Annotated in this window: 14 protein-coding genes; 6 read left to right on the forward strand and 8 right to left on the reverse strand. The window is 67.9% G+C overall.

From position 1 onward, the window contains the following. The first annotated feature begins 53 nt into the window (after window positions 1–53). Entirely contained in the window at window positions 54–926 is an 873-nt protein-coding gene (gene rfbA / locus ABD231_RS00945) for a glucose-1-phosphate thymidylyltransferase RfbA (RefSeq protein ID WP_344144060.1), read from the forward strand. Beyond that, window positions 927–1,910 (forward strand): dTDP-glucose 4,6-dehydratase, encoded by a 984-nt coding sequence (rfbB, locus tag ABD231_RS00950; RefSeq protein WP_344144062.1) that lies wholly within the window; start codon window positions 927–929, stop codon window positions 1,908–1,910. Here the strand turns inward: rfbB and ABD231_RS00955 are convergent. After that, window positions 1,907–2,599: a hypothetical protein gene (locus ABD231_RS00955; protein WP_344144064.1), complete on the reverse strand. Its 693-nt coding sequence runs from the start codon at window positions 2,597–2,599 to the stop codon at window positions 1,907–1,909. The genes rfbB and ABD231_RS00955 overlap by 4 nt on opposite strands. Further along, entirely contained in the window at window positions 2,596–3,825 is a 1,230-nt protein-coding gene (locus ABD231_RS00960; protein WP_344144066.1) for an MFS transporter, read from the reverse strand. The genes ABD231_RS00955 and ABD231_RS00960 overlap by 4 nt, the downstream gene beginning before the upstream one ends. A 434-nt stretch (window positions 3,826–4,259) precedes the next feature. On the opposite strand from ABD231_RS00960, the gene ABD231_RS00965 reads away from it, so the two are divergent. The 3 genes from ABD231_RS00965 (at window position 4,260) to ABD231_RS00975 (ending at window position 5,756) form a co-directional block, all read left to right on the forward strand. Then, window positions 4,260–4,397: a hypothetical protein gene (locus ABD231_RS00965; RefSeq protein ID WP_344144068.1), complete on the forward strand. Its 138-nt coding sequence runs from the start codon at window positions 4,260–4,262 to the stop codon at window positions 4,395–4,397. A gap of 121 nt (window positions 4,398–4,518) precedes the next feature. After that, on the forward strand, window positions 4,519–4,944 hold the full coding sequence (locus tag ABD231_RS00970) for a CBS domain-containing protein (protein ID WP_344144070.1): 426 nt from the start codon (window positions 4,519–4,521) through the stop codon (window positions 4,942–4,944). Between the two features lie 56 nt (window positions 4,945–5,000). Beyond that, a complete protein-coding gene (locus ABD231_RS00975) occupies window positions 5,001–5,756 on the forward strand; it encodes a DUF4190 domain-containing protein (RefSeq protein ID WP_344144072.1) in 756 nt (251 codons plus the stop codon). A gap of 1 nt (window position 5,757) precedes the next feature. Here the strand turns inward: ABD231_RS00975 and ABD231_RS00980 are convergent, their stop codons facing one another. From ABD231_RS00980 to hisN, 4 genes are read right to left on the reverse strand one after another with little or no spacing between them, the layout of a single operon-like run. Further along, window positions 5,758–6,096 (reverse strand): DUF4190 domain-containing protein, encoded by a 339-nt coding sequence (locus ABD231_RS00980; RefSeq protein WP_344144074.1) that lies wholly within the window; start codon window positions 6,094–6,096, stop codon window positions 5,758–5,760. A 10-nt stretch (window positions 6,097–6,106) separates the two neighbouring features. Then, the gene (locus tag ABD231_RS00985) at window positions 6,107–7,456 is read right to left on the reverse strand and encodes a M16 family metallopeptidase (RefSeq protein ID WP_344144076.1); all 1,350 of its coding nucleotides are present in this window, start codon (window positions 7,454–7,456) and stop codon (window positions 6,107–6,109) included. After that, the gene (locus tag ABD231_RS00990) at window positions 7,453–8,739 is read right to left on the reverse strand and encodes a M16 family metallopeptidase (protein ID WP_344144078.1); all 1,287 of its coding nucleotides are present in this window, start codon (window positions 8,737–8,739) and stop codon (window positions 7,453–7,455) included. Before ABD231_RS00990 ends, ABD231_RS00985 begins: the two co-directional genes overlap by 4 nt. Before the next feature lie 17 nt (window positions 8,740–8,756). After that, window positions 8,757–9,536, reverse strand: a complete 780-nt coding sequence (gene hisN / locus ABD231_RS00995) for a histidinol-phosphatase (RefSeq protein ID WP_344144080.1) — start codon at window positions 9,534–9,536, stop codon at window positions 8,757–8,759. 92 nt (window positions 9,537–9,628) lie between these two features. On the opposite strand from hisN, the gene ABD231_RS01000 reads away from it, so the two are divergent. Continuing rightward, window positions 9,629–10,120, forward strand: coding sequence for a DUF2231 domain-containing protein (locus tag ABD231_RS01000; protein WP_344144082.1), 492 nt, complete (start codon window positions 9,629–9,631; stop codon window positions 10,118–10,120). Here the strand turns inward: ABD231_RS01000 and rsgA are convergent. Together rsgA and aroA are read right to left on the reverse strand one after the other, a co-directional pair. After that, a complete protein-coding gene (rsgA, locus tag ABD231_RS01005; protein WP_344144084.1) occupies window positions 10,113–11,111 on the reverse strand; it encodes a ribosome small subunit-dependent GTPase A in 999 nt (332 codons plus the stop codon). The two genes, ABD231_RS01000 and rsgA, sit on opposite strands and share 8 nt — an antisense overlap. Continuing rightward, entirely contained in the window at window positions 11,111–12,382 is a 1,272-nt protein-coding gene (aroA, locus tag ABD231_RS01010; RefSeq protein WP_344144086.1) for a 3-phosphoshikimate 1-carboxyvinyltransferase, read from the reverse strand. The genes rsgA and aroA overlap by 1 nt, the downstream gene beginning before the upstream one ends. Window positions 12,383–12,425: the final 43 nt, after the last annotated feature.

Here is a 12,425-nt window from a genome sequence, read left to right on the forward strand (position 1 = left end):
GGGGTGATTGCGGGGGGCAAGTAGTCGTCCTAGGGTGCGGGGGAGGAGGCTTGATGAAGGGGATTGTGCTTGCTGGTGGGTCGGGGACGCGGTTGTATCCGATGGCCCGGGGGATCTCGAAGCACCTGATGCCGATCTATGACAAGCCGATGATCTATTACCCGCTCTCGACGTTGATGAGTGCGGGGATCAGCGAGATCCTCATCATCACCACCCCGGAGGACGAGGCGAGTTTTGTTCGTCTGCTGGGGGATGGGGCGCAGTTCGGGTGTTCGTTCAGTTATGCGGTGCAGGGGCGGCCTAACGGGATTGCCGAGGCGTTTCTGGTGGGGGAGGAGTTCATCGGGGACGATGGGGTGGCGCTGATTCTTGGCGACAATCTGTTCTACGGCGACCGGTTAACGGCTGGCGCGGATCCCGATGGCGGGGTGGTTTTCGCTTATACGGTGGCGGATCCGCGGCGGTACGGGGTGGTGGAGTTCGATGCGGATCAGCGGGCGGTCGGAATCGAGGAGAAGCCGAGTGAGCCGCGGTCGAACTTTGCGGTGGTCGGGTTGTACTTCTACGACAACGACGTGGTGGAGATCGCGCGGTCGTTGCAGCCGAGTGCTCGGGGCGAGCTTGAGATCACCGATGTGAATCGGGAGTACCTGCGGCGCGGCAAACTGCAGGTGCATCAGCTGGATCGCGGGTCGGTGTGGCTGGATACCGGGACGATCGAATCCTTGGCGGATGCTTCCGACTTCGTGCGGGTGCTGGAGAATCGCACCGGGCTGAAGGTCGGTTGTGTCGAGGAGGCCGCTTGGCGGCAGGGGTTCATCAGTGACGACGACCTTCGGTTGCTCGCCGAACCACTGCGCAATTCCGGGTACGGCGAATACCTGCTGGCGTTGCTGAAACAGCCGCAGAACAACCTGGTGCGATAGATGGACCGGATGCTGGTGACCGGGGGAGCCGGGTTCATCGGCGCCAACTTCGTGCAGGGCGCCATCGCGACGTACGGCAAGATCACTGTGCTGGACGCCCTCACGTACGCCGGGGATGTCCGCAACCTGGCGCCGGTGGCCGATCACATCGAGTTCGTCGAAGGCGATATCGCCGACGCGTCGGTCGTGGATCGGCTGGTGGGGCAGGCGGATGTGGTCGTCCACTTCGCGGCCGAGTCGCATGTCGACAACTCGCTCGGTGATCCGGCGCCGTTCGTCCGGACGAACGTGGTCGGCACGTTCAACCTCCTCGAGGCAGTACGCCGGTACGACGTCCGCCTGCACCACATCTCGACCGACGAGGTGTTCGGCGCGCTGCCGCTCGACACCGGCACGCGGTTCACCGAGGAAACGCGGTACGACCCGTCGTCGCCGTACTCGGCCACGAAGGCGAGCTCCGATCACCTGGTCCGGGCGTGGACCCGCTCGTACGGGATCGCCGCCACGATCTCCAACTGCGCCAACAACTACGGCCCGTACCAGCATGTCGAGAAGCTCATCCCGCGCCACATCACCAGCGTGCTCACGGGAATCCGTCCGAAGGTCTACGGCGCCGGCGCGAATGTCCGCGAATGGACCCACGTCGACGATCACAATGCCGCCGTACAGAAGATCCTGGCCAACGGCCGGCTCGGCGACACCTACCTGATCGGCTCCGGCCAGGAGCGCTCCAACAAACAGGTCACCGAGACGATCCTCCGACTCCTCGGCCAACCCGCCGACGCGTACGACCTCGTCCCCGACCGCCCCGGCCACGACCTCCGCTACGCCACCGACTCCAGCAAGCTCCGCACCGAGCTCGACTGGACCCCGCAGTACCAAGACTTCGAAGCAGGCCTAGCCCAAACCATCACCTGGTACCGCGACCACCAACCCTGGTGGCAAGCCACGAAAATCGCCACCGAACGGCGGTACGGCGGTTAGGCGAGGTCTTCGTAGGTTTCTTGCCAGAACTCGAGTTTTTCGGCGAAGGTTTCGTCGACCTGGGGGTCGGGGGTGCCTTCGGCGAAGGCTTCGAGGGCGGTGGGGATGAGGGGAGCCGCCTCGGGGGCCTGGGTGAGGATGACGGCCAGGCGGACGGTGAAGGTGACCAGGCGGGTGAGTTTCGCGTGGTCGATGGGGATTTCGCGGGCCAGCGGGTCGGGGTGGCGTTCCTGGGACTTGAGCTGGTCGCGGATCGCCTTGAGGGTGCGGGCGGCTTCCTTGTGCTCGGAGCGGCCGGGCGTCGCGGAGACGGCGTCGGTGGGGAGGCCCAGCAGTTCGGCCAGGTCGGTGGACGGCGGTTCGGTCGGGGTGCTCTTGCCGAACAGGCCTGGCTTGATCGACTGCAGGTGCGTGTCGATCTGGTCGACGAGCTCGGTGAGTCCCTTGAGCAGGTCGGGGACGAAGTTGTCGGCCGTCTTGCGGCGGTTGGTGGTGAGCGCCGTGGTGCGTTCGTAGTCGGCTTCGACTGTTGCGCGCAGCGCGTCCGGCCACTCGTCGAGACCGCTCAGGCCGACGTGCTGAGGCGCGGACGGGTTCAGATCGCCCGCCGACAACGGCTTGGCGCCGGAACGGGCGGCGTCGATCTCTTGTTCGAGCTTCTTCTGCGGACCCGGCACGATTGAACTCACGCGGTCAGCTTAGTGTCCTGCTCGAGTCGCCGCAGGTTCCAGATCGACGGTACGACGAGGGTGGCGATGGTGATCAGGAGGTACAGCGTCACGCCGTACAGCTCGACGGCCTTGATCGAGATGGCGGCGGCGACGTAGCCGACGGTCAGTTGTCCGACCGGGTTCGCGATGAACGAGCCGAGCATGTCGTACGACGACACCCGCGACAGCTTGTCGAGGGGGACGTGCTGACCGAGCGCGGTCTCCCAGCCGATCCCGAAGATCTCGAACCCGAGGCCCATCACGAACGCGGCCACTGCGACCGCGATCGCGTTCGGGTACAGGGCGAGGCAGAGCATGATCGGCACCGCGAGCAACATTCCCGCCATCCCGGCCCGGAGCGGGTAGCGCGGTTTGAGGCGGAGCATCAGCAGGCCGCCGATCACCAGGCCGGCGCCGAAACAGGCGCTCACCGCGCCCCAACCGGCGCGGCCGAAGGTGCGGTCGGCGATGACCGGGCCGAGGGTTTGGTAGCAGGCGGTGAACAGGACGTTGAGCAGACCGAAGGCGAGTACGACGACCCACACCCATTGCCGGGAGGCGAATTCGCTCCAGCCTTCGCGGAGGTCGGTGATCATCGAGGAGGCTCGCCGTACGACGGGTGGCAGTTTCAGCCGGGAGATCAGGGCCGCGGCGAGGAGGAAGGTCACGGCATCGACCGCCAGTCCGATTCCCGGACCGGTCAGTCCGACGATGACACCGGCCACCGCGCCGCCGCCGATCATCGCCGACGACCGGGCGAAGCCCGAGATCGCGGTCGCCTGCGGAAGGTCGGCCTTGCTGACGATCGACGGGAGTATGCCGGTCATCGCCGGCATCACGAACGCGGACGCGGCGCCGTTGACAGCCTCGATCGCGGCCAGCTGCCAGATCGTCGCATGACCGGACAGCACCAGGACGGCGGCTAGCGCCTGGGTGAGCCCGCTGACCGTGTTGGCCACCAAGATGACGAGCCGGCGTGACAGCCGGTCCGAGATCACGCCGCCGACCAGCAGGAACACGATGTTCGGGATGCTCCGAGCCGCGAGCACGAGGCCGACCGAGCTCGGTGACGGCGACACGTCCAGTACGGCGAACACCAGGGCGACCGGCGCGATCGTCGACCCGAGGATCGACACGAACCGGGATGTGACGAACAGACGGACATCCCGGTGCCGCAGTACGGCGAGATCCTGCCGCCAGCTCATGTATCTCCCTCGCTCGTCCCGGACCCCGGCGATCCTACGGGCGGATCGGCTGATCGGCCGACGCATTTAGCGGACCGCTAACCCCGTCCCGGGCCTGGCGCATCCCGGGCCGCGAACCCCGTCCCGGGCCTGGCGCATCTCGTGGGTTACCCCACGAGGTTGTGGGTTCCTGAGGCGCATGCGGGTGGGGAACCCACAACCTGGTGGGTGAACCCATCGCGTGGTGGGAGGTGGGGCGGGGAGGCGGTGCTGAGGATGAAGGGGGCGGACGAGGTTGTGAGTGGGGGCGGACCGCCAGCACCGTCCAACTGGTCAGGCGGCGGGTTGGGGCGGAGGCGCTGAGCGTGAGGTGGGTGGGTCGGGCGAGGTTGGTGGGTGGGGGCGGTCCGCCTTCAGGGGTTGAGGACGGCTAGGACCACCGGCGGTGGCGGTCGATGCTGATTGCGCCCGGACCGCTGGTGCCCTTCGTTGTCGGCGCTGCGATCCTCGCGCTGATCGGTCTGCTCTGGGTCGCGCTCGGGGCGACCCAGGAGACCGCGCAGAAGGAATCCGTTGCCGTCGGCACCTTGTGAAGATCTTCACAACACGGGGTGACATCGTCGTCACCCCGTGTTTCTGAGATGAGACCTGCCGCGTCAGTGGTCTTTTCGCTACCTTGGGGTATTGGTCCCCCCTCGATCTGCAGGAGGCTCCGTGAAGATCAACGACGTACTGCGCGGCAAGGGGCACAAGGTTGTCACCATCCCGCCGCAAGCCACCGTCACCGAACTCCTTGCCCTGCTGGCCGAACACAACATCGGTGCGGTGGTGGTGAGTGCTGACGGGTCATCGGTGGCCGGCATCGTCTCCGAGCGCGATGTGGTCCGCCTGCTGAACGGGACGCCGGAGGCCGGCGAGGTCCGGGTCAGCGCGATCATGACCGCCGAGGTCCACACCTGTACGCCGGACGACCTGATCGACAACCTGATGCGCCTGATGACCGACCGCCGGATCCGGCACGTCCCGGTCGTCGTGGACGGGGCGCTGACCGGGCTGGTCAGCATCGGTGACGTGGTCAAGTCGCGGATCGGTGAGCTGGAGTTCGAGAAGGAACAGCTGTCCAACTACATCTCCAGTTAATACCGGTCAGGCCGTTATTCCGGACAGGTTCGGTCCGTGGGGCTTACAGTCCGATCATGAGTCAGACACCACCCCCGGCCGGGCCTCCCGGCGGCCAGCCGCCCTACCCCGGTCCGCAGCAGCCGGGACCACCGCAGTACGGGGGCCAACCGCCGTACGGGCAGCAAGCGCCGTACGGGCAGCAGCCGCCGCCGTACGGCATGCCGCCGATCCAGGGCAACCCGTATCAGCAGGGGCCGCCGCAGGGCACCAATGGGCTGGCGATCGCGTCGCTGATCCTCGGCATCGTCAGCATGGTGCTGTTCAGCGTCATCCTGGGCATCATCGCGCTGCGCCAGATCAAGGAGCGCAACCAGAACGGCCGCGGCCTCGCGATCGCCGGTATCGCGATCTCGGGCGCCTGGGTGCTGCTGTTCGGCATCGGGATCGCGGTCGCGCTGACGACCGACAACGAGCCGGACCGGGATGCCTCGGGGCAGGTGACCACGACGACGAACGTGCAGCCGACCAAGCTGAAGGTGGGCGACTGCGTCGAGAGCCTCCAGGAGAGCACGGAGGTCCGGGGCCTGAAGCTGGTGCCGTGCAGCGGTCCGAACGGCGGCGAGGTCTACGCGATCTTCCAGCTGCCGGCCGGGAAGTGGCCGGGGCTGACTGCCGTGCAGACCGCCGCCGAGACGGGCTGCAGCAGCCGGTGGGACGCCCTGAAGCGGAACGAGACCAAGCCGTCGGACATCTTCTACCTGCACCCGATCGAGAGCGGCTGGCGGCTCGGTGACCGCGGGACTACCTGTCTGGTCGTACCGAGCAAGTAACTCAGATGGCCACGAAGGTGGTCAGCATGAGGACGAAGAAGAGCAGGCCGGCGGCCATCAGCGCCGTACCGATGATGCCGAGGATGCGGCCGGCCTGCGCCATCCCGCGGTTGTTGTAGACGCCAGGCGCCGCGTCGATCTCGGCCAGCGACTGGCTGCCGAGCCACCAGGCGACCGGTGACAGGAAGATCAGACCGGTGCAGAGGGCGATCACTCCCAGGACGACCGCGACGGTCGCGTGGGAGTTGTCCTGGAGGATGCCGTACGCCGGCTGGTGCGGCGAACCGGGCTGGACCGGGTAGAACGTGTGCGTCCGGTCGGTGGCGTCGGTGTACGACATCCTGTGCTCCTCAGGTCAGTTCGATCAGGTCCCCCAGTCCGAGCTCGGTGAGCTGCGGCCTGACGTCCTTTGCTTCCCCTACGACGACAACGAGTAGCCCGTTGGTTCCCACGTACTCCCGGTACGCCGCGGTGGCCTGCTCGGCGGTAGTGGCGGCGATCCGCTGCATGTAGGTGTCGGCGAAGTCGATCGGTACGCCGTTCGCGATGTTGCTGGCCACCTGCTGGATGATCGAGTCCGCCTGCTCGTAGCGCAGCGGTGCGGTCAGTGTGAGGCTGTCCTTGGCCTCCTGGACCTCCTGCTCGGTCAGCCCGTCCCGGGCGTCGCGGAGAATCCGCAGGGCGTCACCGATCGCCGCACCGGTCACCTCAGTGCGGACTGCGCCGCCCAGCGTGAACGTGCCGCCCTTGCGAGGCGCTGCGAAGCTGCTGCGCGTGCCGTACGTGTAGCCCTTCTCCTCGCGCAGCACGGTGTCCACGCGGGAGGTGATGGTTCCACCGACCACATGGTTCGCCACGGCGGCCGGGCCCCAGGCAGCGCTACGACGGTCCGGACCGGCGCAGCCGATCACCAGTTGGCTCTGCACTGAGCCCGGCCGGTCCACCAGCACCACGCGGTCACCAGACAGGTACAGCGGCTCGGGAGTCTCCAGCGCCGGCCCGACCTCGGCACGCCAGTCGCCGAATGCGTCATCGAGGATCGCGGCCACGTCCACACCGGTCGCGTCACCCGCGAACAGGATCTGAGCGCGCGCCGGACCGATGTTGTTCCGGTAGAACTCGGCCACCTGCACGTTGGTGAGCGGGCGGATCGTGTCCGGCGTCCCTGCGGTCGGCCGGGAGCGCCGGGTCGACGCGTCGAACAGGTAGGCGGCGAAGGCCTCGCGGGCCCGATAGCCGGCGTTCGCCTTCTCCTGGTTGATCTCACCGAGCCGGATCGTCACGTGCCGCCCGACATCGGCGACGTTGAACGCCGGCCGGGTGACCGCCTCGGCCAGCAGCTTCACGGCCGGGGCCAGGTGCGACACCGGGACCGAGATCTCCACGTGCAACGCGTCCGAGCTGACATCGACGCCGTACGCCGCCCCGTGTCGCTCGAGGGCCGCTGCGAAGTCGTTCGCCGAGTGCAGCTCGGTGCCCTCGTCGAGGGTGCGGGACATGATCGTCGCGACCCCTTCGAGCTCCCGCGGCTCCGCGAACAGCGGCATCGCCACGGTCACCCGGACAGTGGCGACGTACTGGCCCGGGCGGTCGAAGATGTGCACCGGCGTACCGGCGCTGGTGGTCGTGGTGGTCGACTCCGGGAACTTCCACGGGCCCGACGGGCTGACCGGCGGCGGAGTGGTCAGGCTCTGGCTCATGCTTCCGCTCCATCGTCTTCGGTACGGCGGTACGTCACCTGGGCGCGACCGGATGCGCGGATCCACTCCCGGGCTGCGGCCTGGACCTGCTCGGCCGTGACGGCGCGGACCTGGTCGATCCGGGTGTTGATCCGGTTCGGGTCGCCGAACAGGAGCGCGTGGTGGGAAATCTCGTCAGCGCGGCCTGCACAGGTCGACAGCTGCTCCAGCCAGTCCCGCTCGGCCTGTGCCTGGACAGTGGCCAGTTCGTCGGCCGTGATACCGCTCTCGGCCAGCTTCTCGACCTCTTCGAGCAGTGCGTCTTCGACCTTTTGCAGGTCGATACCGTCCGAGGCGATCCCGGTCAGGGTGCCGAAGGAGACCCCACCGATCAGCGGGAGCGCCCCACCGGAGACGGACTGGGCGATCTGCTCGTCGCGGACCAGACGGCGGTTCAGCCGGCCGCTCTGACCGGCAGCCAGTACGTCGAGCGCCAGCCCGGCCGCATCCAGCTCCGGCGTCCCGTCCGGCGGCAGCCGGAACATCATGGTGATCAGATCGGACGGTACGTCGTCCGTCACGTCGTCGCGCAGCACCTCGGTGAGCGGCCCGATCGTGCCGTCCGGAGCGGGCGGCGGCGTCGGGATCGCCGGGAGGTGGCCGAAGTACCGCTTGGCCGCGTCGAAGGCGTCCTCGACCGACACGTCACCGACGATCGTCAGGACGGCGTTGTTCGGGCCGTAGTAAGTGCGGAAGAACGCGTGCACGTCCTCCAGCGAGGCCGCGTCCAGGTCGGCCATCGAGCCGATCGTCATGTGCGCGTAGGGGTGGTTCTCGGGGAACAGCAGCCGGACCAGCCGCTCGTACGAGTCGCCGTACGGCCGGTTGTCGTAGCTCTGCCGCTTCTCCTCCTTCACCACGTCGCGCTGGTTGTCCAGGTTCTCCTGGTTGAGCGCGTCGAGCAGATAGCCCATCCGGTCGGCCTCCAGCCACAGGGCCAGGTCCAGACCGCCGCTCGGCAGCGACTCGAAGTAGTTGGTGCGGTCGAAGAACGTGCTCGCGTTCAGACTGGCGCCCACGGTCTCCAGCAGGCTGAAGTGCTGACCGGACTGCACGTTGCGCGACCCCTGGAACATCAGGTGCTCGAACAGGTGCGCGAAACCGGTCAGACCGGGCGGCTCGTGACGCGAACCCACGTCGTACCAGAGGTTGACGGCGACGATGGGTACGGCGCGGTCCGAACTCACGACGACCCGCAGGCCGTTGTCGAGCGTCTGCTCCGCAAGGGGGTAGTTCAAGGGCATGCGGCCACCCTACGTGGTCACGCTAGGCGCTTGAGAACCTCGTCGTGCAGCCGGCCGTTGGTGGCCAGCGCGTTCGGACCGTTCGGACCGGGGGTCCCGTCGACCGAGGTGAACGTGCCGCCGGCCTCCTCGACGATGATCGACAGCGCGGCCATATCCCAGAGGTTGAGCTCGGGCTCGGCGGCGATGTCGACTGCCCCCTCGGCAACCAGCATGTAGGACCAGAAGTCGCCGTACGCCCGCGTCCGCCAGCAGTCGTCCATCAGACTGCTCCACTGCGTGGACTTGTCGAGTTTGTCCCAGCCCTTGAGGGAGGAGTACGACAGCGAGGCGTCCTCGACCCGGCTCACATCGCTGACCCGGCACGGCTGCGAGGAGTGCAGCGAACGACCGGTCCAGGCGCCATCGCCGTACGACGCCCACCAGCGCCGGCCGATCGCGGGAGCCGAGACCACGCCGACGACGACCTGGTCCTCGATCATCAGGCTGATCAGCGTGGCCCAGACGGGGACGCCGCGGATGTAGTTCTTGGTGCCGTCGATCGGGTCGACGACCCAGCGCCGGGCACCCCAGCCGGTCGTGCCTTCTTCCTCACCGACGAACGCGTCCCGCGGGCGGGCCCGGGAGAGCGTTTTGCGCATCACGTCTTCGACCTTCTTGTCCGACTCGCTCACGGGGGTCAGATCCGGCTTGGTCGCCACGTGCAGGTCGAGCGCCTTGAAGCGGTCCATCGTGGTCGAGTCCGCATCGTCGGCCAGGATGTGGGCGAGCCGCAGGTCATCCGTGTGCGAGGGCATGGCCGAAGGCTAGCTTGCGGCCGGGTTGAACCGAATAGCGGTTCAGATCGTGTGCACTGTACGGGAACCACAAGACTGCCTGGGAGGCGTCAATGCTCGAGCGCATCGGGGATCTGCCCATGCACGTGCTGGTGATCCACGCCGCTGTGCTGGTACTGCCGGTGTCCGCGCTGACCGCGATCGTTTTCGCGCTCGTACCGCGCTGGCGGTGGCTGCTGCGCTGGCCGGTGCTGCTGCTCGGTGTGGGCTCACTGGTGCTCGCGTACGTCGCCAAAGAGAGTGGCGAGGCGTTTGTCGCAGCGGTGCCGACGCTGCAGAAGGCGGTCCAGGTACACCAGGAGCGTGGCGACCTGCTCTTCTGGTTCTGCCTCATCTTCGCTGTGCTCGCCGTGGCTGCGTTCCTGCTGCTCGGCGGGCCGTCGGCCCTGGCCAGCGGTAAGGGGGCCAAGGAAGGCCGCGGTCGGCCGCTCGAGCTGCTCACCAGCGCTGCCGTGGTCGTGATCGGCGTACTGGTGATCTACCAGACGATTCGCACCGGTGACGCCGGGGCGAAGGCGGTGTGGGACGGGCAGCTGCCTAAGTAGTCGGTTCGGCGTCCTTCTGCTCGCGGCCCTCGCGACTGGCGAGGAGGCGGCGGAAGGACGTCACCCGATCGGCGTCGGCCCGGCCTGCCGCTACTGCTTCATCGAGCGCGCAGTCGGGCGCCAGCTCGGTGTGCGTGCAGCCACGCGGGCAGTCCACGGTGATATCGGCCAGGTCGGGGAAGGCGTTGATCAGCTTGTCCGGCTCGACATGCGCCAGACCGAACGAGCGGATGCCCGGGGTGTCGATGATCCAGCCACCTTCGGGCAGCCGCAGTACGACGGTGTTCGTGGAGGTGTGCCGACCGCGGCCGGTGACGTCGTTGACGACACCGATCGCCCGGTTCGCGCCCTCGATGAGCCCGTTGACCAGAGTGGACTTGCCGACACCGGAGTGACCGACCAGAACGCTGGTGCGGTCGTCCAGTTGCTCGCGGAGCGCATCCAGGTCACCGCCCTGCTGGGTAGCGACGGACTCCACGCCTAGGGGGCGGTAGATGTCCAGGAGCGGTGTCGGGTCGGCCAGGTCGGTTTTGGTGAGACACAGGAGTGGCCGCATACCTGCGTCGTATGCGGCGACCAAGAAGCGGTCGATGAGGCCGGTGCGCGGTTCCGGGTTCGCTACGGCGACCACGATGACCAGCTGGTCCGCATTGGCGACCAGCGGGCGCTCCACCGGGTCGTCGTCGTCGGCAGAGCGGCGCAGGAGCGTCGTACGGGGGACTACCTCGACAATGCGAGCCAGGGTGCCTTCGTCGCCGGTGGCGTTGCCGTCGAGCTTCACCTGGTCGCCGACGATCACTCCGGTGCGGCCGAGCTGCCGGGCCTTCATGGCGGTCACCTGACGGTCGCCGACCCAGCAGGTGTAGCGACCGCGGTCCCGGGTGGTCACGAAGCCGATGACGGCGTCGTCGTACGACGGGCGGTCCTTGGTCCGCGGCCGGGTCCGGCGCTTGGGCCGGTCGTACTTGGCCTCCTCGTCGTACCGCGACATCAGCCGGCGAGCCCCGACCAGAGCTCGGGGAACTCGGGCAGTGTCTTCGCCGTGGTCCCGATGTTCTCGATCAGCAGCCCGTCGACGAGCAGCCCGACTACGGCGGCCGCGTGAGCCATCCGGTGGTCGTGGTACGTCGCGAACAGTCCACCCTGCAAGGGCTTCGGGCGAATCTCCAGCCCGTCCGCCGTCTGCGTCACGTCACCGCCCAGTGCGTTGAACTCACGCTCCAGTGCGGCCAGCCGGTCCGTCTCGTGGTTGCGCAGGTGCGCGATACCGCGCAGGTACGACGGTCCGTCCGCGAAGGCAGCCACTGCCGCGATCACCGGGCTGAGCTCGCCGACCTGGCTCAGGTCGAGGTCTGCGCCGGTGACTCGGCCGGTACCGCGCACAGTCAGGCCGTCCGCTGACCAACTGGCCTCGGCGCCGAGGCGGGTGAAGATCTCGGGCAGCTGACCACCGGGCTGCGTGGTGTGCTCCGGCCAGCCGGTCACCGTCACCTCGCCACCCGTCAGCACCGCTGCGGCCAGGAAGGGGGCAGCATTGGACAGATCGGGCTCGATGGCGCTGTCCAGGGCCCGAATGGGGCCAGGGGCAACCACCCAGCGGTTCGGCTCGGAGTCGTCGACCTGGACGCCGCGCTCGCGCAGCATCGCCACCGACATGTCCAGGTGCGGCTGCGACGGCACCGGCTTGCCGTCATGGCGGATGTCCACACCCTCGTCGTACCGGGCGCCGGCCAGCAATAGTGCGGAGACGAACTGGCTCGACCCGGACGCGTCCAGCGTGACCGTGCCGCCACGCACCGCTCCGGTGCCGGACACCGAGTACGGCATCCGTCCGGTGCCACCGTCCTCGATCTGTACGCCGAGTGTCCGCAGCGCATCCAGGATCACACCCATCGGGCGCTCCCGGGCGTACTCGTCGCCGTCGAACTCGACCACTCCGTCAGCGAGCGCGGCCACGGGCGGTACGAACCGCATCACCGTGCCGGCCAGGCCGCAGTCCACACTCGCCGGGCCCTTGAGTGAGCCCGGGGTGACTGTGACGGTGGAGCCGTTGTCGGTGATGCCGACGCCGAGTGAGGTCAGCGCCTGTCGCATCAGCGTGGTGTCACGAGCGGCGAGCAGACCCGTCAGGTGTGACGGGCCGTCTGCGATCGCCGCGAGGATGAGTGCACGGTTGCTGATCGACTTCGACCCGGGCACCGTGATCCGGCCGCTGACCGGCCCCTCGGCCCGCGGTGCCGCCCAGCCCTGCTCCTGACTCATCCCACTCCCTCAGCTGGTTCCTGCCTTGCCTTGAGCCTAGGGC

The organism is Kribbella yunnanensis, from assembly GCF_039529655.1.
In the GTDB taxonomy this organism is placed as follows: domain Bacteria; phylum Actinomycetota; class Actinomycetes; order Propionibacteriales; family Kribbellaceae; genus Kribbella; species Kribbella yunnanensis.